The following is a 22,592-nucleotide window of genomic DNA, read 5'->3' on the forward strand; positions in this document are numbered from 1 at the left end:
CCTTATTGAACGGCAAATTGCTGGCGAACTTTACGCATCAGAAGAAATATCCACGGCCAGAGCACGCCGTTTACTACACTACTCCAGAACACTTCAGGTCGGAAAGAGACGTTGATCACTAAAAACTCTGCCCAGAAAACAATAATATCCGTCGCGAGCGAGAGCAGCATCACCACCAGCGCCTGTTGCCAGAGCGCCAGATTGCGGAACAGCTGATACTTCAGCGCCACCAGATACGCCACAATGCTCAACGACAGCGCGCGCACGCCAAGCGTTGAACCACTGATGAGATCCAGTATGGCACCCATCACGAGGCCCGTGCCAACATTCACGCGGTGGGGCAGCGCCAGTGACCAGTAAAGCAGGATAAGTAGCACCCAGTTTGGCCGGAAAACGATAAGGTCGTCCGGCCAGGGCATAACCTGTAGCAGCAATGCGATAAGAAACGAGAGCCAGATTACCCAGCGTCCCTGGCTACGGTAACTTGCCACTATTGCCCCCCTGCGGAGGGTTGCGGTGGCGGCGTACCCGCAGGCGGCGTGGTTAACCCGGTTGCCGGAGCGGGAAGCTGCGGCCCCATGGTTTCAGGAGACGGCAGCACCTGAGGCATCATCTGCATCAGACGTTCGTTGGCGACGCGATGCACCTCTTCCGGCGTCATCGGGTTGGTCCCGTTACGATCCGCGCCCCACAGCAGCAGCAGATAGCGTAAACGCTGCAGACCAGCGGTTGGACGAGCCTGAATCACGGTGTACGCGCGCTGCGTATCCAGCTTAACAGACGAAACGACGCCAACCGGATAGCCTTCCGGGAATCGCCCGCCCAGGCCGGATGTCACCAGCACATCACCCACACGAATGTCGGTATTGGCTGGCAGATGCTCCAGCTGTAGATCGTCCGTGCAGCCGTTACCGGCAGCAATCACGCGAATATCGTTACGCAGAACCTGAATCGGCAGCGCGTGGGTGGCATCGCAAATCAGCAGCACGCGGCTGGTGAGCTTGGCGACGGCCACAACCTGACCCACAACGCCTTTATCGCTGATCACCGGCTGGCCTTCGTAAACACCGTTCACGCTGCCTTTGTCGATAACCACCTGGTCGCTGTAGGGATCGTTAACCGTTGAGATCACCTGCGTCACCATTTTCTGTTCGTCCTGGCGCAGCGGTGAACCTAACAGTTCACGTAAACGGGCATTTTCTTGTTTGTACTGACCGAGCATCAGCAGGTCGCTGTTTTTCAGCAGCAGTTCCTGACGCAGCGCACGGTTTTCGAGTTCAAGCTGATCGCGTGAAGCCAGCGTTTGCGAGACGCTATCGAGCAGTTCACGAGGACCATTGGAAATAAAGTAGAAAGGACTGACGGCTGTATCCATGTACGTTCGGATTTGACTGAACATACCGAGACGGCTATCGGCGATAATGACACCCAGCGCCACCAGCACCGCCAGAATAAGGCGAATCTGCAGCGACGGGCCACGGCTAAAAATGGGCTTCATAGGCTATGCGTATTCTCGTGTCAGTGAAATTGAGGGTAGCCTTCTGGCTACCCTGAACCTCATGCTGACTACTCTTCGCTAAACAAGTCGCCGCCGTGCATGTCGATCATTTCCAGCGCCTTGCCGCCGCCACGCGCTACGCAGGTCAGCGGATCTTCAGCAACGACAACTGGAATACCGGTTTCTTCCATTAACAGGCGGTCAAGGTTGCGCAGCAGCGCGCCACCACCGGTCAGAACCATACCGCGCTCGGAGATATCGGAAGCCAGCTCTGGCGGACACTGTTCCAGTGCAACCATCACCGCGCTCACGATGCCGGTCAGCGGCTCCTGCAGCGCCTCAAGAATTTCGTTGGAGTTCAGCGTGAAGCCACGCGGAACACCTTCTGCCAGGTTACGGCCACGAACTTCGATTTCACGCACTTCGTCGCCCGGATAAGCGGAACCGATTTCGTGCTTGATACGTTCTGCGGTTGCTTCACCGATCAGAGAGCCGTAGTTACGACGAACGTAGTTGATGATCGCTTCGTCGAAGCGGTCGCCACCGATACGTACAGAGGAGGAGTAAACCACGCCGTTCAGGGAGATAACGGCCACTTCAGTGGTACCACCACCGATATCCACAACCATGGAGCCGGTTGCTTCAGAAACCGGCAGACCTGCACCAATTGCTGCAGCCATCGGTTCTTCAATCAGGAATACTTCACGAGCGCCAGCGCCCTGAGCAGATTCACGGATCGCACGGCGTTCAACCTGAGTTGCGCCAACCGGTACACAGACCAGTACGCGCGGGCTTGGGCGCATAAAGCTGTTGCTGTGAACCTGTTTGATGAAGTGCTGGAGCATTTTTTCGGTCACGAAGAAGTCAGCGATAACGCCGTCTTTCATCGGACGAATGGCTGCGATGTTACCTGGCGTACGGCCCAGCATCTGTTTTGCGTCATGTCCTACGGCGGCCACGCTTTTCGGCGAACCGGCACGATCCTGACGAATGGCGACCACGGAAGGCTCATTCAATACGATGCCTTGTCCTTTTACATAAATCAGGGTATTCGCGGTACCCAGGTCAATGGACAGGTCATTGGAAAACATGCCACGAAATTTTTTCAACATACTAAGGGATAATCCTGAAAGCTGGGGCGGAAAAATAAAATCCGCTTACTTTACCAACCACACGCAGCAGCGACAAGGCGCAAAAATCATCTGCAACGGTGAAAATTAGTGCAGTTCGTTACCTTTGTTACAAATCCAACCTGAGTCCTTCAGTGCAGGAAGACTCACTGCCGCTCCATCCTGGATTTGTACCTGTCAAAGGTCGCTACATGCATGGTGCGTCTTTTTTCCCGGCGAGCAGACATGCACACTCCCGGAAAAAACCGCGCGCGTTATTCTACGTGATAAACACGTTAAACAGCAGGTCAAACCGAATATCTTTGCGAATATTTTTTCACATTTGAGTCAAGTGGCTGGGAAGCAGCAAAAAAATCGCCCTGACCGCCGAAAACTCCGCATTTGGTCAGCTCCTGCCATTCGCCCCGACTGCGCACGCCCGCCGCGAAAACCTGTATCGATGTTCCTTTACAGGCCTCCACCAGACTTTGTACTAACAGCTGGTTTTGACTGCGCTTTTCAATATTTCGCACCAGCACCGGATCTATCTTAATTAACTCAACCTCGAGCTGCTTAATCCAGGTGGTGCTGACTAAGGCTAAACCTGCCTGCGTCACCGCGACCCGAACGCCTAATGCATGGATTAAACGTACGACTGGCTGTAAACGCGTCATATGTTGACAGACATCTACCTCTGCAAGTTCAAAAATAATCCGTCGGCGCTGCGATTTTTCACACTGCATCAAAGTATCGCGCAGCCAGCGCTGGAAACGCGGGCGAATCAGCGACTCGACCGTGACCTGAATGGCCAGGTTTTCCTCCGGCCAGAAGCCGAGGAATGGGATCAGGCGAGTGACCTGCTGGCGGTCGTACTCTTCGCCGAGGCCAAACTCCAGCACCATCGGCAGGTATTCTGCGGCAATCACCTCTTCTTTACCGTCAAAGATACGGCACATCAGTTCGCGGTGGTGAACGCTGCCGTCGAGGTTAACCGCCGGTTTTTGGTACAGGCGCGGGCCGCCGCGGCTGAGCATCTGCTCAATCAAGGTGCGCCAGCGGACGTTGCCGCGCCCTTTCTCCGGCAATGAATCATCGTAAATCGCCCAACTGTTGCTGCCCTGCAGCACGGCATTGCGCACGGCGGCTTCCGCGTGTTCCATCACCTGCTCGGTAGTCTGCCCGCTGCGCCAGGCGCAAATGCCGATGTGCATCATGTCATCACGATCGAGGATCTTCGCCAGCGGCAGGCCATCAATGGCTTTGAGCAACTGCCCGGCGATGCTGTCGGCTTCTTTTAACGTGCGGTGCGGCAGCAGAACGGTAAAGTCGCTGCGACGATAGCGGGCCAGCAGCGCACCGGGGTAGCGCATAATAAAGGTAGAGAGCAGATTGATAAGGGTAAAGACATGCTCTTCCGCTGCGGCGCGACCCCAGTTGTCGCGCAGGAAGTCGAAGTCAGGCAGACGGATCATCATCACGATACCGTGGGAGCCAACGTTTTCCTGATCGTCGAGCAGCGTCGCCAGTTGGTTATCAAAGAACAGACGGTTGCTGAGGCCGGTTTTCGAATCCTGAGCCGCATAGGAGCGGATCAGCGTATCCAGGCGGCTGCGCTGCTCACCGGCAAACTGAATTTCCGAAAGCAGCATATCCAACGCCGAACTGGTACGAGCGGGCCATTCATGAATATTGCCTTTGGCTTTCGATCCGCGCTCACCGTTAAGAATGCGAATAGAGCGCAGCTCCAGCAGTTCCTCCCCGGCCAGCTGTCGCCGTAGCCAGCGTACGGCGACAAATACCACCAGCACCATAAAGGCAATGGTGATAGTCAGCGGCGCGGTGGTCATGAGCGAGCGAAAGTAGTTGGCCATCGGGTCCTGATAGACCAGATGAATCATCATGCCTGGGTGTTTGAGCGACGGGACTTCCATTTCGCGGAATTGATAGTGGCTGCCAGCCGGCTGATAGCTGCTGCCGCGGCTATGGTGGAATAGCGCTTTTCCGTTGAGCGTGAAATCGACGCGGACAATATCGAGCGGCACCATGATCTCATCAAGCTGATGGTCGAGCTTGTCGAACGGCGTATTAACCATGCGGTTATCCAGCACGGTCGCGACGGCCTGCACGCGATTGGCTATCTTGTACTGTATGCCGTTATAAAAACTCAGCGAGGAGCCGATTAACGTCACAAAGATGGTAAGCCCGGTTAAGAGCGTAAAAAAGGCTGAGAACTTCGTCGTTAATCGCATCCCTGTGTTAACTCCGTAGGTTAATCGTCCCCGATGAGTGTCGGGCGCCTGCGTCCGTACATTACTATTAGAAGTAAGCACTAACATATCAAACCAGGGCGGCATACTACCAAACCTGGAGGATCTGGCAATTTATTGCGCCAAATCGCCAACAAATAATGATAAACGAGTATAGTCCCCGGTAACTTTTTTCACTATCAGTCCATGTAAGGAAGGGTTATGCAGGCACTCATCTTAGAACAGCAGGATGGCAAAACTATCGCCGCAGTGAAGGCCGTCGACGACAGCCTGCTGCCGCAGGGTAACGTCACCGTCGATATCCAGTGGTCCAGCCTGAACTATAAAGACGCGCTCGCCATCACCGGGAAAGGGAAAATCATCCGTAACTTCCCAATGGTGCCAGGCATCGACTTCGCCGGTACGGTTCATACCAGCGATGACGCGCGCTTTACCCCAGGCCAGCAGGTGCTGCTGACCGGCTGGGGCGTGGGCGAAAACCATTGGGGCGGTCTGTCCGAGCGCGCACGCGTGAACGGCGACTGGCTGGTGCCGCTGCCGGCAGGCCTCGATGGTCGTAAAGCCATGATCATCGGCACCGCAGGCTTCACCGCTATGCTGTGCGTGATGGCGCTGGAAGATGCAGGCGTACGTCCTGAAGATGGTGAAATCGTGGTGACCGGCGCCAGCGGCGGCGTGGGCAGTACCGCTATCGCCCTGCTGCACAAGCTCGGTTACCAGGTGGCAGCGGTGTCAGGCCGTGAAAGCACCCATAGCTATCTGCGCGCGCTGGGCGCGAGCCGTATTCTGGGCCGTGATGAGTTCGCGGAAACCCGCCCGCTGGAAAAACAGATTTGGGCAGGTGCGGTCGATACCGTTGGCGATAAAGTGCTGGCCAAAGTACTGGCGCAGATGAACTACGGCGGCTGCGTGGCGGCCTGCGGCCTGGCCGGCGGCTTTGCGCTGCCGACTACCGTGATGCCATTTATTCTGCGTAATGTACGCCTGCAGGGCGTGGATTCGGTGATGACCCCGGCAGCACGTCGCACTGAGGCCTGGAAACGTCTGGTTACCGATTTGCCTGAGTCCTTCTTCGCGCAGAGTGCAACTGAGATCAGCCTTTCTCAAGCACCTGAATTTGCGGATAAAATCATCAGCAATCAGATCCAGGGCCGCACCCTGGTCAAAATTGACTAAGCACTTATTTTTCAAGGCGCACTCGCGTTAATTTGACTCCTCCGCCATGCTTATCAAAAGCCTGCCGGAGGAAGTCATGAAAGCCCGTAAATTAACTGAAGCAGACGTCACCGCCGAGTCTGTTTTTATGCTCCAGCGCCGCCAGGTGCTGAAGATGCTTGGTATCAGCACCGCTGCCGCCTCACTTCCATTACACGCCTCCAGCCTGACGGACTGGTTTAAAGGCAACGATCGGCCACCGGCCCCTTCCGGGCAGCCGCTCACCTTCAGTAAGCCCGATGAATGGCAGAATAAACTGGCGCTGACGCCAGAAAACAAAGTCACCGGCTACAACAACTTCTACGAGTTCGGCCTCGATAAAGCCGACCCTGCCGCGAACGCCGGAAGCTTGCCCATTAATCCGTGGCAGCTGACCATAGGCGGCGAGGTGGCGAAACCGCTGACGCTCGATCATGACGATTTAACCAAACGCTTCCCGCTAGAGCAGCGCATCTACCGTATGCGCTGCGTGGAGGCCTGGTCAATGGTGGTGCCGTGGATTGGCTTCCCGCTGCATAAGTTGCTCGCCGCCGTTGAGCCCACCAGCAACGCAAAGTACGTAGCGTTTAAAACGCTCTACTCTCCAGAGCACATGCCTGGACAGAAGGACCGGTTTATCGGCGGCGGTCTTGCCTATCCTTATATAGAAGGGTTGCGTCTGGACGAAGCCATGAACCCGCTAACGCTCCTGACCGTCGGCGTCTACGGCAAAGCGTTGCCGCCACAAAACGGTGCGCCGATTCGTCTGACGGTGCCGTGGAAGTACGGGTTTAAGGGAATCAAGTCGATTGTCAGCATTATGCTGACCCGCGAACGCCCGGATTCCACCTGGAACCTGGCGGCACCGGACGAATACGGCTTCTTTGCCAACGTGAACCCGCATGTCGATCACCCACGCTGGTCTCAGGCGACGGAGCGTTTTATCGGTTCCGGCGGTATTCTCGACGTACAGCGTCAACCGACGCTGCTGTTTAACGGCTATGCCGATGAAGTAGCTTCGCTCTATCGTGGGATGAATTTGCGGGAGAATTTTTAATGCGTTTAACGGCAACACAGGTCACCTGGCTGAAGGTTTTCCTGCATCTTGCGGCTTTTTTACCGTTTGTCTGGCTGTTCTGGGCCGTCTCTCAGGGGCAGTTAAGCGCCGACCCGGTGAAAGATATTCAACATTTTACCGGTAGGATGGCTCTGAAACTGCTGCTGGCGACCTTGTTGATCTCTCCGCTGGCGCGCTACGCTAAACAACCGTTGCTGATTCGTACCCGTCGACTACTGGGGCTATGGTGCTTTGCATGGGCGACCATTCACCTCACCAGCTATAGCGTTCTGGAGCTAGGAATTCGGAATTTGTCCCTATTAGGTCAGGAAATTGTTACTCGTCCCTATCTTCTGCTGGGATTTGCCTGCTGGCTGATTTTATTAGCCCTGGCGGTGACATCTACCCAGGCTATGCAGCGAAAATTAGGCCGACGTTGGCAGCTTTTGCATAATTTCGTCTATCTTGTCGCGATCCTCGCACCGATACATTTCCTGTGGTCGGTAAAGATTATCTCACCACAACCGGTTATCTACGCGGCCATTGCCATCGTGCTTTTAGCCTGCCGTTATAAGAAGTTTCGCCAGTGGTGGCGCTAGTTTCGTGATATGTGCGGTTTACCGCAATTCTCTTATAGTCAGACGTTCTTTACACGATAGCAGTTGATAATCTTCCCTGATAAGACCAGTATTTAGCTGCCAAATGCTACGAAATAGTTATAATGTGCGACCTTGGTTTTCCTGACAGGGTTTTTACCCCCCTGAAAAGGTGACAATCGCGCATCGAAGGTATATTTTGTTTTTTACCCGAGAATTGCAGGAGATAGCAGCACAATGACTGACAAGTTTCGCATTTTGCTTTTGAACGGTCCGAACCTGAATATGTTAGGCACCCGTGAGCCAGAGAAGTACGGCACGCTGACGCTTTCCCAGATCGTAAGCCGCTTAACCGCGGAAGCTGAAACCCTGAACGTCACGCTCGACAGCCTGCAATCCAACGCCGAGTACGTCCTCATCGACCGTATTCATCAGGCTAAAGACAATATTGACTATATCCTGATTAATCCGGCCGCGTTCACGCACACGAGCGTTGCCCTTCGCGATGCGTTGCTGGCGGTGAGCATCCCGTTTATCGAGATCCACCTGAGCAACGTCCATGCGCGCGAACCATTCCGCCATCATTCGTATCTGTCTGATATCGCTTCTGGCGTTATCTGCGGACTCGGGGCTGACGGCTATTCATACGCTTTACAGACGGCGGTAAAACGCCTGTCACAATCAAACTAAACAAAGAGTACGGAACCCACTCATGGATATTCGTAAGATTAAAAAACTGATCGAGCTGGTCGAAGAGTCTGGCATCAACGAACTGGAAATTTCTGAAGGTGAAGAGTCAGTGCGCATCAGCCGCTCTGCTCCAAACACCGGTATGCCAGTGATGCAACAGGCCTACGCAGCGCCTGTCATGCAAGCGCAAGCACCTGTTGCAGCAGCCGCACCAGCTGCAGCTGAAGCTCCGGCTAAAGCTGAAATCAGTGGTCACATCGTACGTTCCCCGATGGTTGGTACTTTCTATCGCACCCCAGGCCCGGACGCTAAAGCATTCGTGGAAGTTGGTCAGAAAGTAAACGTGGGCGACACCCTGTGCATCGTTGAAGCGATGAAAATGATGAACCAGATCGAAGCTGACAAAGCAGGGACTGTGAAAGCAATCCTGGTAGAAAGCGGTCAGCCAGTTGAATTTGACGAGCCTCTGGTCGTCATCGAGTAACGAGGCGAAGATGCTGGATAAAATTGTCATCGCCAACCGCGGCGAGATTGCACTGCGTATCCTTCGTGCCTGTAAAGAACTGGGCATCAAGACCGTGGCTGTGCATTCCACTGCGGACCGCGATTTAAAACACGTACTGCTGGCGGATGAAACGGTCTGTATTGGCCCGGCTCAGTCCGTAAAAAGCTATCTGAACATCCCGGCTATCATCAGCGCAGCTGAAATCACCGGGGCTGTTGCGATTCACCCAGGCTATGGCTTCCTCTCTGAGAACGCCAACTTTGCCGAGCAGGTTGAACGTTCCGGCTTTATCTTTATCGGCCCGAAAGCCGACACCATTCGCCTGATGGGCGACAAAGTGTCCGCAATCACCGCCATGAAGAAAGCAGGCGTACCAACTGTTCCTGGCTCTGACGGCCCGCTGGGCGAAGATATGGATGTTAACCGTGCTCATGCTAAACGCATCGGCTACCCGGTTATCATCAAAGCCTCCGGCGGCGGCGGCGGTCGCGGCATGCGCGTTGTGCGCAACGATGCAGACCTGGCGCAGTCCATTGCCATGACCAAAGCGGAAGCCAAAGCGGCATTCAGCAACGACATGGTTTACATGGAAAAATACCTGGAAAATCCTCGCCACGTCGAGATTCAGGTACTGGCTGACGGTCAGGGTAACGCTATCTATCTGGCTGAGCGTGACTGCTCCATGCAGCGTCGTCACCAGAAAGTTGTCGAAGAAGCACCAGCACCGGGTATTACCCCGGAACTGCGTCGCTACATCGGCGAACGCTGCGCGAAAGCGTGTGTGGATATCGGCTACCGTGGCGCAGGTACTTTCGAGTTCCTGTTCGAAAACGGCGAGTTCTACTTCATTGAAATGAACACCCGTATCCAGGTAGAACACCCCGTTACCGAGATGATCACCGGCGTTGACCTTATCAAAGAGCAGCTGCGTATCGCTGCCGGTCAGCCGCTGTCCATCAAGCAAGAAGAAGTCCATGTCCGTGGCCATGCGGTAGAATGCCGTATCAACGCCGAAGACCCAGACACCTTCCTGCCAAGCCCGGGTAAAATTACCCGCTTCCACGCACCGGGCGGCTTTGGCGTTCGTTGGGAATCTCATATCTACGCTGGCTACACCGTACCACCGTACTATGACTCAATGATCGGCAAACTCATCTGCTACGGTGAGACCCGTGACGTGGCGATTGCTCGCATGAAGAACGCGCTGCAGGAACTGATCATCGACGGTATCAAAACCAACGTTGATCTGCAGATGCGTATCATGGCCGACGAGAACTTCCAGCATGGTGGTACCAACATCCACTATCTGGAGAAAAAACTCGGATTACAGGAAAAATAATCCTGTTATCGCAGCAAAAGGCCGGATTTTCCGGCCTTTTTTCTTTTTCTCTCCCCTCATCTTTTCCTTGCGGTACAATCCCCGCTTTCTTCATCCATAAGGGACAAAAAATGGACAAGCGTTTTGTTCAGGCCCATAAAGAGGCGCGCTGGGCGCTTTGGCTAACCCTTCTCTATCTTGCCGCCTGGTTAGTGTGCGCTTACATACCTAACTCCACGCAGGGTTTCACCGGCCTGCCTCACTGGTTTGAAATGGCCTGCCTGCTGATGCCGCTGGTTTTTATTTTGCTGTGCTGGTTGATGGTGAAGTTTGTCTACCGCGATATCCCGCTGGAGGATGACGATCATGCAGCTTGAAGTCATTCTGCCGCTTATTGCCTATCTGTTGGTGGTCTTTGGCATATCGATTTACGCCATGCGCAAACGCGTGACGGGCAACTTCCTCAATGAGTACTTCCTCGGCAGCCGCTCGATGGGCGGTATTGTCCTGGCGATGACGCTGACCGCCACCTATATCAGCGCAAGCTCGTTTATCGGGGGACCCGGTGCCGCCTATAAATACGGGCTGGGATGGGTGCTGCTGGCGATGATCCAGCTACCGGCCATCTGGCTATCGCTGGGGGTTTTGGGCAAAAAATTCGCAATTCTCGCCCGTCGTTATAACGCCGTGACGCTCAACGATATGCTGTTCGCCCGTTACCAGAGTAGGCTGCTGGTCTGGTTGGCAAGTCTGAGCCTGCTGGTTGCCTTTGTGGGGGCAATGACGGTGCAGTTTATCGGCGGCGCTCGCCTGCTGGAAACGGCGGCAGGTATCCCCTATGAAACGGGTCTGCTGATCTTCGGTATCAGCATCGCGCTTTATACGGCGTTCGGTGGCTTTCGCGCCAGCGTACTGAACGATACGATGCAGGGGCTGGTCATGCTGATTGGCACTATCGTCCTGCTGGTCGGCGTCGTTCACGCCGCAGGCGGGATAGGCCATGCGGTGCATACCTTAGAAACGATTGACCCTAAACTGGTGTCGCCGCAAGGTGCGGGAGATATCCTGTCGCCAACCTTTATGACCTCATTCTGGGTGCTGGTCTGCTTTGGCGTTATCGGCTTGCCGCATACCGCGGTCCGCTGTATCTCCTATAAAGATAGTAAAGCCGTACACCGGGGGATCATCGTCGGAACCATTGTGGTGGCTATCCTGATGTTCGGTATGCACCTCGCAGGCGCGCTGGGTCGCGCAGTCATCCCTGACCTCACCGTGCCCGATCTGGTGATCCCTACGTTAATGGTCAAGGTGCTGCCGCCTTTCGCAGCAGGGATCTTCCTGGCAGCACCGATGGCGGCAATTATGTCGACAATTAATGCCCAATTGCTGCAAAGTTCCGCTACGATCATCAAAGATCTCTATCTGAATCTGCACCCGGAACAGTTACGCAATGAACGCCGCCTGAAGCGCATGTCAGCGGTGATTACGCTAATTTTAGGCGCGTTGCTGCTGCTGGCTGCCTGGCGTCCGCCGGAGATGATCATCTGGCTGAACCTGCTCGCCTTCGGCGGGTTGGAAGCGGTCTTCCTGTGGCCATTGGTGCTGGGCCTATATTGGGAGCGTGCGAACGCTACCGGGGCGCTAAGCGCGATGATTGTCGGCGGCGTGCTCTATGCCGTGCTGGCCACGTTTAATGTTCAGTACCTGGGCTTCCATCCGATAGTGCCCTCGTTGCTGCTAAGTTTGCTGGCGTTTATGGTGGGGAACCGTTTTGGTCAGCCTGCCGTACAAGCTGCCGTAATTTCTTCTGATAAATAAAGAGTTTTGCCATGCCGTGGATCCAACTGAAACTGAACACAACCGGCGCCAATGCCGAAGATCTTAGCGATGCGCTGATGGAAGCCGGTTCGGTCTCCATCACCTTCCAGGATACGCATGACACGCCGGTCTTCGAACCTCTACCGGGTGAAACGCGTCTGTGGGGCGATACCGATGTTATCGGCCTGTTCGACGCAGAAACCGACATGAAAGAGGTCGTTGCCATTCTGGAGCAACATCCGCTGCTGGGTGAAGGTTTTGCCCACAAGATTGAACAGCTGGAAGATAAAGACTGGGAACGCGAATGGATGGACAACTTCCACCCGATGCGCTTTGGCGAGCGTCTGTGGATCTGCCCAAGCTGGCGCGACGTGCCGGACGTAAACGCGGTTAACGTGATGCTCGATCCTGGCCTGGCTTTTGGTACCGGTACCCACCCAACGACCTCTCTGTGCCTGCAGTGGCTGGACGGGTTAGATTTAGCCGGCAAGACGGTGATCGACTTCGGTTGCGGCTCCGGGATCCTCGCGATCGCCGCACTGAAGCTGGGCGCGGCCAAAGCGATCGGGATCGATATCGATCCGCAGGCAATCCAGGCCAGCCGTGACAACGCCCAGCGCAACGGCGTTTCCGAACGTCTGGAGCTGTATCTGCCGCAGGACCAGCCAGAAGCCATGAAAGCTGACGTGGTGGTCGCTAACATCCTGGCAGGCCCATTACGCGAACTGGCACCGTTAATCAGCGTGCTGCCGGTTACAGGCGGCCTGCTGGGGCTTTCTGGTATCCTGGCAAGCCAGGCGGAAAGCGTCTGTGAAGCCTACGCCGATCTCTTTGACCTCGACGCCGTTGTCGAGAAAGAAGAGTGGTGCCGCATTACCGGTCGTAAAAAATAATCCCCTTCTCGTGGCCTCATTGCAGGCCACGATTTCCCCGCTTTTTGTACACCATCGTCCACGTCCACGCGCCAAGCGAAAACACCGTTCACGGCAAACACTACGCGATGGAGGCTCATCTGGTGCATAAAGATGCGAAGGGCAACACCGCGGTCTTGGCGGTGATGTTTGACGTAGGTGCAGAAAATGCGGCAATGAAGGCACTGTAGGCCACAGTGCCGGAGAAAACAGCGCAGGAAGTCAGTATCCCTGAACAGTTAGACCTCAATACGCTCCTGCCTACCGATAAGCATTACTGGCGATTCAGCGGCTCCCTGACCACACCGCCATGCTCTGAAGGTGTGGCCTGGATTGTCCTGAAGCAGCCGATGACCCTTTCCGACGCGCAGCTGAAAAAATTCGCCCAAACGATGCATCATGACAACAACCGGCCGACCCAGCCGCTGAACGGCCGCGTGGTCGTTGAGTAGTCTGAAAAAGCGTCACGATCATATTCTGAATATGGGAGCATAGTCACACTATGTCACAATAATCTGCTGATTAAATCAGCAGATTATCTTGCCAAATCTCCTGCTGATGAAGAAAAAATGAGAAGTTACGCAAAAATATGCTCGTAGATAAAATAATCATATATTTCTAATATAATGATTTATATAACTAATTCCTAATTACCGTTTACGCTTACTACGATTCTTTGATCCACCTCAGAGGATTGGTTAAAGTTTGGCCTTTCATCTCGTGCAAAAAATGCGTAATATACGCCGCCTTGCAGTCACAGTATGGTCATTTCTTAACTCATGCGTATCGGACAACACCAGCTCAGAAATCGACTGATCGCAGCGCCTATGGCAGGTATTACCGACCGGCCGTTCAGGACGTTGTGCTACGAGATGGGAGCAGGTTTAACCGTTTCCGAGATGATGTCGTCTAACCCACAGGTCTGGGAAAGCGATAAGTCCCGCCTTCGGATGGTGCACATTGATGAGCCAGGTATTCGCACCGTGCAAATTGCCGGAAGCGTACCTGAAGAGATGGCGGATGCCGCGCGTATCAACGTGGAAAGTGGCGCCCAGATTATTGATATCAATATGGGTTGCCCGGCCAAAAAAGTGAATCGCAAGCTTGCAGGTTCAGCCCTTCTGCAATACCCCGACCAGGTGAAGTCAATCCTGACGGCGGTTGTCAGCGCAGTGGACGTTCCTGTTACGTTAAAGATTCGCACGGGTTGGTCGCCGGAACACCGTAACTGTGTAGAGATTGCCCAACTGGCCGAAGACTGTGGCATTCAGGCCCTGACCATTCATGGACGCACCCGCGCCTGTTTGTTCAATGGTGAAGCTGAATACGACAGCATTCGGGCAGTTAAGCAGAAAGTTTCCATTCCGGTTATCGCGAATGGTGACATTACTGACCCGCTTAAAGCCAGAGCTGTACTCGACTATACGGGGGCTGATGCCCTGATGATAGGACGTGCCGCTCAGGGAAGACCCTGGATCTTTCGGGAAATCCAGCATTATCTGGACACTGGGGAGCTGCTTGCTCCACTGCCACTGGCAGAGGTTAAGCGCTTGCTTTGTTCGCATGTTCGGGAACTGCATGACTTTTATGGTCAGGCAAAAGGGTACCGAATTGCGCGTAAACACGTATCCTGGTATCTCCAGGAGCACGCTCCAAATGACCAGTTTCGGCGCACATTCAACGCCATAGAGGATGCCAGCGTACAGCTGGAGGCGTTGGAGGCATACTTCGAAAATCTTGCGTAATGAAATAAAGAGCTGACAGAACTATGTTCGAACAACGCGTAAATTCTGACGTACTGACCGTTTCTACCGTTAACTCTCAGGATCAGGTAACCCAAAAACCCCTGCGTGACTCGGTTAAACAGGCACTGAAGAACTATTTTGCTCAACTGAACGGTCAGGACGTTAATGACCTGTATGAGCTGGTACTGGCTGAAGTAGAACAGCCCCTGTTGGACATGGTGATGCAATACACCCGTGGTAACCAGACCCGCGCAGCCCTGATGATGGGCATCAACCGCGGTACTCTGCGTAAGAAACTGAAAAAATACGGCATGAACTGATACTAATCAGTTAATTGCTTGATTTTGAAGGCGCTACTCGGCATGGGGAAGCGCCTTTTTTATTGCCTGTTTTACGCCTCAGCGTAGACGATGCGGTAACCTTTAGCCTCAGGAATCACCCGCGCAAAGCCCGATCCACCAAAGTGCATCCCCGCCACCAGCCACTGTTCCGCCGCCGCCTGTGCCAGAATGTCTTTACGCGACACTTCCGCCTGTTCTCTATCGATATCAAAAGCAATGCTCACGCCAGGATGCGCGGTCTGAATATAGGGGAAGTGAACGATGTCACCCCAGATAATCAGGCTGGCCTCTGGAGTATCAATTCTGAAGCCGGTATGCCCCGGTGTGTGCCCAGGCAGAGGGACGGGGAGAATCCCCTCAGCAATCGGCGCATCGCTCAGCAGGCGCACACGCTCACCGTAGGCGACCAGCGTCTGGCGCGCGCGAATAAAATTACGCTGCTGACGTTCATTAGCCTGCGCAAACCGCATATCGTCCAGCCAGAATGCCTTCTCAAGCGGATGCAGATAGAGTTCAGCGTTGGGGTATACCGTCAGACCGTCCTCATTCAGCAAGCCCCCCAGATGGTCAGGATGGGCGTGGGTCAGCAGCACCGTATCCACCGTTTCTGGCAGGACACCTGCGCCCTGCAAATTGGCTTTCAACTGCCCACCTACGTTATTGACGCCACCGGTTCCTGAATCCACCAGAATCGTTCGCCCACGTCCGCGGATAAGATAACCGTAGATATGCAGGTTTCCGGGCTCCGCAATCCCCGCCTGCCGCTGGATCTCTCCGGCCTCTGTAGTACTAATGCCAGACAAGAGTTCGAGACTCGCGGCCATATTACCGTCGCTGAGCGGCGTCACCAGAAAGTCGCCAATCTGACGGGAAATCACGTTCATAAACACCTCGTTACGGGGATGATGAGTAGAATAATAAGATGACAGAAGCCGAAAGCAGAGGACAGCGGAAGCGAGGCCAGATGAATTATCTTCAGGCTTCCCTGCCTGAGAGAACGGGCGGTTACTGGTTAACAACCAGCGCGGGCCGGGCAGCCCACAGACTTTGGGTGCAGATGGTCGCCATAATATTGTCAACCAGCAGCGGTGCCTGCTGATAGAGATCGAACGACTGCGGGCTCATCAGCCAGTTTTTGATAATACCGCTAAATGCGCTATGTAATACGATCAATACAATCTCAATGTTTGTATCAACGGGTAATATTCTGTTACGCACGCAGGTCTGCAATATATTTCGCATGGCATCGTAGCTAAAACCTATCCGCTTTCTGATCTCATGCTCCGGCATCATATCGCTGCTAAATTCGCATTTATGATACAGAATCTGCATTAGCGCACGCTGACGTGGAGTCTCCGCAATATATTGCAAACCAACCACAAATTTATTTCTTAAGTTTAATAGCGGATTAGTGCTTTCGATTTGTATCAATTTATGATGAATTAAATCACGCAGCGGTAATTGTTCTTTCCACATCGCATTAAATAATTCACTTTTGCTGGCAAAATGCCAATACACCGCGCCGCGCGTTACCCCAGCGGCATCAGCAATGTCGGTCAGCGTGGTGTTGCTCACACCCCGCAGTGCAAACTGCTCAATTGCCGAATCAAGCAGCAGCTGGCGCGTCTTGAGCGCCTCTTCTTTCGTTTTTCTGGCCATAGCCTGCGTCACTTACCGCAAAATTTCACGGTGGATGGAAAGTCAATTAATTCAATTTACCATTGAGACTAACCTTAATATTTACCAAAAAGTTTGATAAATGCTGAAAATCAATAAATCAATTCAATGCATGAATTATTAATTAATATTCACAAAATGAATATGTCCTTTTCTTTTTCTCTCTGCATAAATTCTCTAATCCTGCTTTTTTTGTGTTTCCGTGCCTTTGATGATTGTCCAAAAATAACTATCCCTTACATCCACCGATGTTTATTTGTAGGATAACGAACTGCTTTTTTTATTCACCCTTTCTTTCACAGATTTTTAGTCAAGCCTGGCTATCAATCTATAAGGAACAGCAATGACGAGTCACGCCAGGGTTACACTTTTATCCAGCTTAATTATCTCTGCGGCATTACTTAGCGGCTGCGATAATTCTGGAAGCCAACAAGCGCATGCGCCAACACCTCAGGTTACCGTTCACACCGTGAACAACGCGCCATTGTCCATCACCACAGAGTTACCGGGCCGGACCTCCGCGTTTCGCGTTGCTGAGGTTCGCCCGCAGGTCAGCGGTATTATTCTCAAACGCAACTTTGTCGAAGGTAGCGATGTCGAGGCCGGGCAATCTCTCTATCAAATTGATCCAGCAACCTACCAGGCAGCCTATGACAGCGCTAAAGGTGACCAGACCAAAGCAGAGGCCGCTGCGGTAATCGCTCACCTGACGGTGAAACGCTATGTTCCCCTGCTTGGCACTCAGTACATCAGTCAGCAGGATTATGACCAGGCGGTCGCTACCGCACGTCAGGCCGATGCTGATGTGATGGCGGCAAAGGCAGCCGTAGAGAGCGCACGCATTAATCTGGCCTACACCAAAGTCACTTCGCCGATTACCGGTCGTATCGGTAAGTCCAGCGTCACCGAAGGTGCTCTGGTGACCAACGGCCAGTCTGATGCGATGGCAACAGTGCAGCAACTTGACCCTATCTATGTTGATGTCACCCAGTCCAGCAGCGACTTTATGCGTCTGAAGCAGGAGAGCCTGCAGCAGGGTGGCGACGCAAAAAGCGTTCAGCTACTGATGGAGAACGGCCAGCCTTACGCGCTGAAAGGTTCCCTGCAGTTCTCTGACGTCACCGTTGATGAGAGCACCGGTTCCATCACTCTACGTGCGATTTTCCCGAACCCACAGCACGTACTGCTGCCGGGGATGTTCGTTCGCGCTCGTATTGATGAAGGCGTAAATCCAAACGCTATGCTGGTTCCGCAGCAAGGTGTAACTCGTACTCCGCGCGGCGATGCAACGGTTCTGCTGGTGAACGATAAGAACCAGGTGGAAACGCGCAGCGTGGTGGCGGCGCAGGCCGTTGGCGACCAGTGGCTAATTACCAGCGGTCTGAAGGCGGGAGACAAGGTTATCGTTAGCGGTCTGCAGAAGGTTCGCCCTGGCGTCACCGTGAAGGCTGAAGAGGATACCGCGGCTCCGGCTGCGCAATAAGGTACCGATTAAATGTCTAAGTTTTTTATCCATCGACCGGTGTTTGCATGGGTTCTGGCCATCATCATGATGATTGCAGGCGGCCTGGCGATACTGCAGCTGCCTATCGCCCAGTACCCGACGATCGCCCCGCCTGCGGTGGCTATCTCCGCGACCTATCCGGGCGCTGATGCGCAAACCGTACAGGATACCGTCACCCAGGTTATCGAACAGAACATGAACGGTATCGATAACCTGATGTACATGTCCTCCACCAGTGACTCTGCGGGTTCTGTAACTATCACCCTGACCTTTAAGTCAGGGACCGATCCGGATATCGCGCAGGTGCAGGTGCAAAACAAGCTCTCTCTGGCAACGCCGCTACTGCCGCAGGAAGTACAGCAGCAGGGTATCAGCGTAGAGAAGTCGAGCAGCAGCTTCCTGATGGTGGCCGGTTTTATCTCTGATAATCCTACGACCGTACAGGATGACATCTCCGACTACATTGCCTCTAACGTTAAAGATCCGATCAGCCGTCTGAACGGCGTGGGCGACGTACAGCTCTTTGGTGCGCAGTATGCGATGCGTATCTGGCTCGACGGCAATCTGCTGAACAAATATAGCCTGACGCCGGTGGACGTTATCAACCAGTTGAAGGTGCAGAACGACCAGATCGCAGCAGGCCAGTTGGGCGGTACGCCAGCGGTGAAAGGCCAACAGCTGAATGCTTCAATTATTGCGCAGACCCGTCTCAAAGACCCGGTTGAGTTCGGTAAAGTGACCCTGCGCGTAAACGCCGATGGCTCGGTAGTGCATTTGAGCGACGTCGCGCGCATTGAGCTCGGCGGCGAAAACTATAACGTGGTCGCACGTATTAACGGTAAGCCTGCATCAGGCCTCGGGATCAAGCTGGCGACCGGTGCGAACGCGCTGGATACCGCCAATGCGATCAAAGCTAAGCTCGCGGAGCTGCAGCCGTTCTTCCCGCAGGGGATGAAGGTGGTCTATCCGTATGACACCACGCCATTCGTCACCATCTCGATTCATGAAGTGATTAAGACGCTGTTTGAGGCGATTATTCTCGTCTTCCTCGTCATGTATCTGTTCCTGCAGAACATTCGTGCGACCCTGATTCCGACGATTGCGGTACCGGTGGTGCTTCTCGGAACCTTTGCCGTGCTGTCGATGTTCGGCTACTCGATAAACACCCTAACCATGTTCGGGATGGTGCTCGCGATAGGCCTGCTCGTCGATGATGCCATCGTGGTGGTGGAAAACGTCGAGCGTGTGATGGTCGAGGAGAAGCTATCGCCGGTCGAGGCCACCGAGAAGTCGATGGAGCAGATCCAGGGCGCGCTGGTTGGGATCGCGATGGTGTTGTCAGCGGTATTCGTGCCGATGGCCTTCTTCGGCGGCTCAACCGGGGCTATCTATCGCCAGTTCTCAATCACCATCGTTTCCGCCATGGCGCTGTCGGTACTGGTCGCCCTGATCCTGACCCCAGCGCTATGCGCCACGCTGCTGAAACCGACTTCTGCCGATCACTACGAGAAGAAAGGGTTCTTCGGCTGGTTTAACAATAAGTTTGATCAGAGCGTTAACCACTACACCAATAGCGTCAGCGGCATTCTGCGCGCCACTGGGCGCTACTTGCTTATCTACCTGCTGATCGTTGTGGGGATGGCGGTACTGTTTATGCGCCTGCCAACCTCCTTCCTGCCAGATGAAGACCAGGGCGTGTTCCTGACCATGGTACAGCTCCCTGCTGGTGCAACGCAGGAGCGCACCCAGAAAGTGCTGGATACGGTGACCCACTACTACCTCAATAACGAGAAGTCGAACGTTGAGAGCGTCTTTACGGTTAACGGTTTCAGCTTCAGTGGTCAGGGGCAGAACTCCGGCATGGCATTCGTAAGCCTGAAGCCGTGGGACGAGCGTAGCGGCGATGAAAACAGCGCAGAATCAGTTATCAAGCGCGCCACTATGGCCTTTAGCCAGATTAAAGATGCGATGGTCTTCCCGTTCAATATGCCAGCGATTATCGAGCTGGGTACGGCGACCGGCTTCGACTTTGAGCTGATTGACCAGGGCAACCTGGGCCATACGGCGCTGACTCAGGCGCGTAACCAGCTTCTTGGCATGGTGCAGCAGCATCCGGATCAGCTGGTCCGTGTGCGTCCAAACGGCCTGGAAGATACTGCGCAGTTCAAGCTCGACGTCGATCAGGAAAAAGCACAGGCGCTGGGCGTTTCGCTGTCTGACATCAACGAGACTATTTCTGCGGCACTGGGCGGCTACTACGTAAATGACTTTATTGACCACGGTCGCGTGAAGAAGGTCTACGTTCAGGCAGACGCGAAGTTCCGCATGCTGCCAAGCGACGTCAACAACATGTACGTCCGTAGCTCAAACGGTGAAATGGTGCCATTCTCTGCCTTTGTCACTTCACGCTGGGTGTATGGCTCTCCGCGTCTGGAACGCTATAACGGCCTGCCATCCATGGAGATCCTCGGTGAAGCGGCGCCGGGTAAGAGTACCGGTGAGGCGATGACGCTGATGGAGCAACTGGCCAGCAAGTTGCCTTCTGGTATCGGTTTTGACTGGACGGGAATGTCCTATCAGGAACGTCTGTCCGGAAACCAGGCCCCTGCGCTGTATGCCATCTCGCTGATCGTCGTCTTCCTATGCCTGGCAGCGCTCTATGAGAGCTGGTCGATTCCATTCTCCGTCATGCTGGTTGTGCCACTGGGCGTTGTCGGCGCGTTGCTGGCAGCCTCACTACGCGGACTGAATAACGATGTTTACTTCCAGGTGGGTCTGTTGACGACCATCGGTCTATCGGCGAAGAATGCTATCTTGATCGTCGAGTTTGCCAAAGACCTGATGGATAAAGAGGGGAAAGGCATCATCGAAGCCACGCTCGAGGCATCACGTATGCGTCTGCGTCCAATTCTGATGACGTCGCTGGCCTTTATTCTCGGTGTTATGCCGCTGGTTATCAGCCATGGTGCGGGCAGCGGTGCGCAGAACGCCGTCGGTACCGGCGTGATGGGAGGGATGCTGACCGCGACGCTGCTGGCAATCTTCTTCGTGCCGGTGTTCTTTGTGGTGGTTAGACGCCGCTTTACCAAACACTCTGAGTAACACGATCGCTCATGATAAAAGGCGCCTGTCGGCGCCTTTCTTTTTGTCTGTTAGTCAGGAAGATGGGGTCAACGGACTCAATACGTTAGGCCACCTCGCCATCAATTACGCTGCGCTACTCGTCATTTCGCTATTTTCCTCTGCATCATTTCTGCATAATTCCACCGTTTTCAACCTCTCTTCTCCACGATATTTACGAACCACATAAATTGAGATGAATCCCCCTATCTATAGGCTATAGCGCAGGTGATAAAATAAGCCATTCCGTAATACGGCATATTTCTGGCGTAATGAAACGGATTATTTAGAGGCAATATCATGAAAAAATTTATTCTGGTGACACTGCTGGCAACGCTGCTTGCTGGCTGTGCGCATGATTCCCCTTGTGTACCCGTTTATGACGATCAGGGCCGTCTGGTTCACACCAACACCTGCATGAAGGGAACTACACAGGACAACTGGGAAACCGCGGGTGCTATCGCCGGTGGCGCAGCTGCTATCGCGGGCCTGACGCTGGGTATCGTTGCACTGACCAAATAACACAATGGCCAGAAGGCGCCCGCTTTCTGGCCCTCTCCCTTACTTATTGGCAGCGTCAGGATGGCATAGGCGCCGCTTTTATTCCTAACAAAATCAAACCCTCACCTTTTAATTCCAGCCAGCAATCTAAATTGCCCATTATAATAAAGAGATAGCGAGCACTGTCTTATTTTCAGCACCGTACTTGTTTCGAAAGGGATATTTCAATGAGGCAGGAATACTTTTTATTGTTGGCCGGATAAGGCATTCACATCGCCATCCGGTAGTGTGCCCGGACAACTGTAGCCCAGTCATACAGCAGCGACCCCGGGATTTTCACCGTACTTTTACTTTCGTACCGACGTAAAAAAGCCCATCCTGACGGATGGGCTTTTTTACTTTAATTGATGTCTGGCAGTTCCCTACTCTCGCATGGGGAGGCCCCACACTACCATCGGCGCTACGGCGTTTCACTTCTGAGTTCGGCATGGGGTCAGGTGGGACCACCGCGCTACAGCCGCCAGACAAATTCTTTACTAAGTGCCAAACTTTAACCCGAAAAACTGGTGCTGATACCCAGAGTCGAACTGGGGACCTCACCCTTACCAAGGGTGCGCTCTACCAACTGAGCCATATCAGCACACTAAATTTGATGCCTGGCAGTTCCCTACTCTCGCATGGGGAGACCCCACACTACCATCGGCGCTACGGCGTTTCACTTCTGAGTTCGGCATGGGGTCA

20 protein-coding genes, 1 tRNA gene, 2 rRNA genes and 1 pseudogene are annotated in these 22,592 nt (G+C 53.9%); 15 read left to right on the top strand and 9 right to left on the bottom strand.

Annotated elements, in window-relative coordinates; genetic code table 11:
• Positions 1-2: 2 nt before the first annotated feature.
• The 4 genes from mreD to csrD all read right to left on the bottom strand — a co-directional run bounded on the left by mreD (position 3) and on the right by csrD (position 4,856).
• Positions 3-491 carry a rod shape-determining protein MreD gene (gene mreD, locus ACLGE8_RS09315; RefSeq protein WP_185669794.1) on the bottom strand — a complete coding sequence of 163 codons (489 nt, stop codon included), beginning with the start codon at positions 489-491 and terminating at the stop codon, positions 3-5.
• Entirely contained in the window at positions 491-1,498 is a 1,008-nt protein-coding gene (gene mreC / locus ACLGE8_RS09320; RefSeq protein WP_410998084.1) for a rod shape-determining protein MreC, read from the bottom strand. The genes mreD and mreC overlap by 1 nt, the downstream gene beginning before the upstream one ends.
• Before the next feature lie 68 nt (positions 1,499-1,566).
• The gene (gene mreB, locus ACLGE8_RS09325) at positions 1,567-2,610 is read right to left on the bottom strand and encodes a rod shape-determining protein MreB (RefSeq protein WP_000913396.1); all 1,044 of its coding nucleotides are present in this window, start codon (positions 2,608-2,610) and stop codon (positions 1,567-1,569) included.
• Between the two features lie 305 nt (positions 2,611-2,915).
• Positions 2,916-4,856, bottom strand: a complete 1,941-nt coding sequence (gene csrD / locus ACLGE8_RS09330; protein WP_410998086.1) for an RNase E specificity factor CsrD — start codon at positions 4,854-4,856, stop codon at positions 2,916-2,918.
• Positions 4,857-5,075: 219 nt separating this feature from the next.
• Here csrD and ACLGE8_RS09335 point away from each other — a divergent pair, with 219 nt between their 5' ends.
• From ACLGE8_RS09335 to fis, 12 genes and pseudogenes are all read left to right on the top strand, one after another.
• Positions 5,076-6,050 (top strand): MDR family oxidoreductase, encoded by a 975-nt coding sequence (locus tag ACLGE8_RS09335; RefSeq protein ID WP_410998088.1) that lies wholly within the window; start codon positions 5,076-5,078, stop codon positions 6,048-6,050.
• A 76-nt stretch (positions 6,051-6,126) separates the two neighbouring features.
• A complete protein-coding gene (gene msrP / locus ACLGE8_RS09340; protein WP_410998090.1) occupies positions 6,127-7,125 on the top strand; it encodes a protein-methionine-sulfoxide reductase catalytic subunit MsrP in 999 nt (332 codons plus the stop codon).
• Positions 7,125-7,724: a protein-methionine-sulfoxide reductase heme-binding subunit MsrQ gene (gene msrQ, locus ACLGE8_RS09345; protein WP_410998092.1), complete on the top strand. Its 600-nt coding sequence runs from the start codon at positions 7,125-7,127 to the stop codon at positions 7,722-7,724. The genes msrP and msrQ overlap by 1 nt, the downstream gene beginning before the upstream one ends.
• Positions 7,725-7,958: 234 nt before the next feature.
• Positions 7,959-8,411 carry a type II 3-dehydroquinate dehydratase gene (gene aroQ / locus ACLGE8_RS09350; protein ID WP_035891225.1) on the top strand — a complete coding sequence of 151 codons (453 nt, stop codon included), beginning with the start codon at positions 7,959-7,961 and terminating at the stop codon, positions 8,409-8,411.
• 22 nt (positions 8,412-8,433) lie between these two features.
• Positions 8,434-8,895: an acetyl-CoA carboxylase biotin carboxyl carrier protein gene (gene accB / locus ACLGE8_RS09355; RefSeq protein WP_410998094.1), complete on the top strand. Its 462-nt coding sequence runs from the start codon at positions 8,434-8,436 to the stop codon at positions 8,893-8,895.
• A 10-nt stretch (positions 8,896-8,905) separates the two neighbouring features.
• Positions 8,906-10,255 (top strand): acetyl-CoA carboxylase biotin carboxylase subunit, encoded by a 1,350-nt coding sequence (gene accC / locus ACLGE8_RS09360; protein ID WP_395596045.1) that lies wholly within the window; start codon positions 8,906-8,908, stop codon positions 10,253-10,255.
• Between the two features lie 110 nt (positions 10,256-10,365).
• Positions 10,366-10,611 (top strand): YhdT family protein, encoded by a 246-nt coding sequence (locus ACLGE8_RS09365; RefSeq protein WP_410998096.1) that lies wholly within the window; start codon positions 10,366-10,368, stop codon positions 10,609-10,611.
• Positions 10,601-12,052: a sodium/pantothenate symporter gene (gene panF, locus ACLGE8_RS09370; protein WP_410998098.1), complete on the top strand. Its 1,452-nt coding sequence runs from the start codon at positions 10,601-10,603 to the stop codon at positions 12,050-12,052. Before ACLGE8_RS09365 ends, panF begins: the two co-directional genes overlap by 11 nt.
• Before the next feature lie 11 nt (positions 12,053-12,063).
• On the top strand, positions 12,064-12,945 hold the full coding sequence (gene prmA / locus ACLGE8_RS09375; RefSeq protein ID WP_410998100.1) for a 50S ribosomal protein L11 methyltransferase: 882 nt from the start codon (positions 12,064-12,066) through the stop codon (positions 12,943-12,945).
• Positions 12,946-13,004: 59 nt separating this feature from the next.
• Positions 13,005-13,415: pseudogene (locus ACLGE8_RS09380) on the top strand (carbonic anhydrase family protein); the annotation flags it as partial.
• A gap of 327 nt (positions 13,416-13,742) precedes the next feature.
• Complete coding sequence (gene dusB / locus ACLGE8_RS09385; protein WP_333496292.1) at positions 13,743-14,708, top strand: tRNA dihydrouridine synthase DusB; 966 nt, start codon at positions 13,743-13,745, stop codon at positions 14,706-14,708.
• Positions 14,709-14,731: 23 nt separating this feature from the next.
• Positions 14,732-15,028 carry a DNA-binding transcriptional regulator Fis gene (fis, locus tag ACLGE8_RS09390; protein WP_000462905.1) on the top strand — a complete coding sequence of 99 codons (297 nt, stop codon included), beginning with the start codon at positions 14,732-14,734 and terminating at the stop codon, positions 15,026-15,028.
• 71 nt (positions 15,029-15,099) lie between these two features.
• Here fis and ACLGE8_RS09395 read toward each other — a convergent pair whose 3' ends face one another.
• Together ACLGE8_RS09395 and envR are read right to left on the bottom strand one after the other, a co-directional pair.
• Positions 15,100-15,933: an MBL fold metallo-hydrolase gene (locus ACLGE8_RS09395; RefSeq protein ID WP_410998102.1), complete on the bottom strand. Its 834-nt coding sequence runs from the start codon at positions 15,931-15,933 to the stop codon at positions 15,100-15,102.
• Positions 15,934-16,054: 121 nt separating this feature from the next.
• Complete coding sequence (gene envR, locus ACLGE8_RS09400) at positions 16,055-16,708, bottom strand: acrEF/envCD operon transcriptional regulator (RefSeq protein WP_410998104.1); 654 nt, start codon at positions 16,706-16,708, stop codon at positions 16,055-16,057.
• Positions 16,709-17,069: 361 nt separating this feature from the next.
• Between envR and ACLGE8_RS09405 the strand changes: the two genes are divergently transcribed.
• The 3 genes from ACLGE8_RS09405 to ACLGE8_RS09415 all read left to right on the top strand — a co-directional run bounded on the left by ACLGE8_RS09405 (position 17,070) and on the right by ACLGE8_RS09415 (position 21,872).
• Positions 17,070-18,209: an efflux RND transporter periplasmic adaptor subunit gene (locus tag ACLGE8_RS09405; protein WP_410998105.1), complete on the top strand. Its 1,140-nt coding sequence runs from the start codon at positions 17,070-17,072 to the stop codon at positions 18,207-18,209.
• A 12-nt stretch (positions 18,210-18,221) separates the two neighbouring features.
• Positions 18,222-21,332, top strand: coding sequence for an efflux RND transporter permease subunit (locus tag ACLGE8_RS09410; protein WP_410998106.1), 3,111 nt, complete (start codon positions 18,222-18,224; stop codon positions 21,330-21,332).
• A gap of 318 nt (positions 21,333-21,650) precedes the next feature.
• Entirely contained in the window at positions 21,651-21,872 is a 222-nt protein-coding gene (locus ACLGE8_RS09415; RefSeq protein ID WP_333496298.1) for a lipoprotein, read from the top strand.
• A 388-nt stretch (positions 21,873-22,260) separates the two neighbouring features.
• Here the strand turns inward: ACLGE8_RS09415 and rrf (ACLGE8_RS09420) are convergent.
• The 3 genes from rrf (ACLGE8_RS09420) to rrf (ACLGE8_RS09430) all read right to left on the bottom strand — a co-directional run.
• Positions 22,261-22,376: ribosomal RNA gene (gene rrf / locus ACLGE8_RS09420) — 5S ribosomal RNA — on the bottom strand.
• A gap of 39 nt (positions 22,377-22,415) precedes the next feature.
• Positions 22,416-22,491 (bottom strand) — tRNA-Thr (locus ACLGE8_RS09425).
• Positions 22,492-22,505: 14 nt separating this feature from the next.
• Positions 22,506-22,592 (bottom strand): 5S ribosomal RNA (gene rrf / locus ACLGE8_RS09430); the annotation flags it as partial.

Origin of the sequence: Kluyvera sp. 142486, assembly GCF_046569695.1 — a bacterium.
Lineage (GTDB): Bacteria > Pseudomonadota > Gammaproteobacteria > Enterobacterales > Enterobacteriaceae > Kluyvera.

Coding starts and splice junctions, on each gene's coding strand:
- mreC (WP_410998084.1), bottom strand. CDS start 1,498: ATGAAGCCCATTTTTAGCCGTGGCCCGTCGCTGCAGATTCGCCTTATT.
- mreB (WP_000913396.1), bottom strand. CDS start 2,610: ATGTTGAAAAAATTTCGTGGCATGTTTTCCAATGACCTGTCCATTGAC.
- csrD (WP_410998086.1), bottom strand. CDS start 4,856: ATGCGATTAACGACGAAGTTCTCAGCCTTTTTTACGCTCTTAACCGGG.
- ACLGE8_RS09335 (WP_410998088.1), top strand. CDS start 5,076: ATGCAGGCACTCATCTTAGAACAGCAGGATGGCAAAACTATCGCCGCA.
- msrP (WP_410998090.1), top strand. CDS start 6,127: ATGAAAGCCCGTAAATTAACTGAAGCAGACGTCACCGCCGAGTCTGTT.
- msrQ (WP_410998092.1), top strand. CDS start 7,125: ATGCGTTTAACGGCAACACAGGTCACCTGGCTGAAGGTTTTCCTGCAT.
- aroQ (WP_035891225.1), top strand. CDS start 7,959: ATGACTGACAAGTTTCGCATTTTGCTTTTGAACGGTCCGAACCTGAAT.
- accB (WP_410998094.1), top strand. CDS start 8,434: ATGGATATTCGTAAGATTAAAAAACTGATCGAGCTGGTCGAAGAGTCT.
- accC (WP_395596045.1), top strand. CDS start 8,906: ATGCTGGATAAAATTGTCATCGCCAACCGCGGCGAGATTGCACTGCGT.
- ACLGE8_RS09365 (WP_410998096.1), top strand. CDS start 10,366: ATGGACAAGCGTTTTGTTCAGGCCCATAAAGAGGCGCGCTGGGCGCTT.
- panF (WP_410998098.1), top strand. CDS start 10,601: ATGCAGCTTGAAGTCATTCTGCCGCTTATTGCCTATCTGTTGGTGGTC.
- prmA (WP_410998100.1), top strand. CDS start 12,064: ATGCCGTGGATCCAACTGAAACTGAACACAACCGGCGCCAATGCCGAA.
- dusB (WP_333496292.1), top strand. CDS start 13,743: ATGCGTATCGGACAACACCAGCTCAGAAATCGACTGATCGCAGCGCCT.
- fis (WP_000462905.1), top strand. CDS start 14,732: ATGTTCGAACAACGCGTAAATTCTGACGTACTGACCGTTTCTACCGTT.
- ACLGE8_RS09395 (WP_410998102.1), bottom strand. CDS start 15,933: ATGAACGTGATTTCCCGTCAGATTGGCGACTTTCTGGTGACGCCGCTC.
- envR (WP_410998104.1), bottom strand. CDS start 16,708: ATGGCCAGAAAAACGAAAGAAGAGGCGCTCAAGACGCGCCAGCTGCTG.
- ACLGE8_RS09405 (WP_410998105.1), top strand. CDS start 17,070: ATGACGAGTCACGCCAGGGTTACACTTTTATCCAGCTTAATTATCTCT.
- ACLGE8_RS09410 (WP_410998106.1), top strand. CDS start 18,222: ATGTCTAAGTTTTTTATCCATCGACCGGTGTTTGCATGGGTTCTGGCC.
- ACLGE8_RS09415 (WP_333496298.1), top strand. CDS start 21,651: ATGAAAAAATTTATTCTGGTGACACTGCTGGCAACGCTGCTTGCTGGC.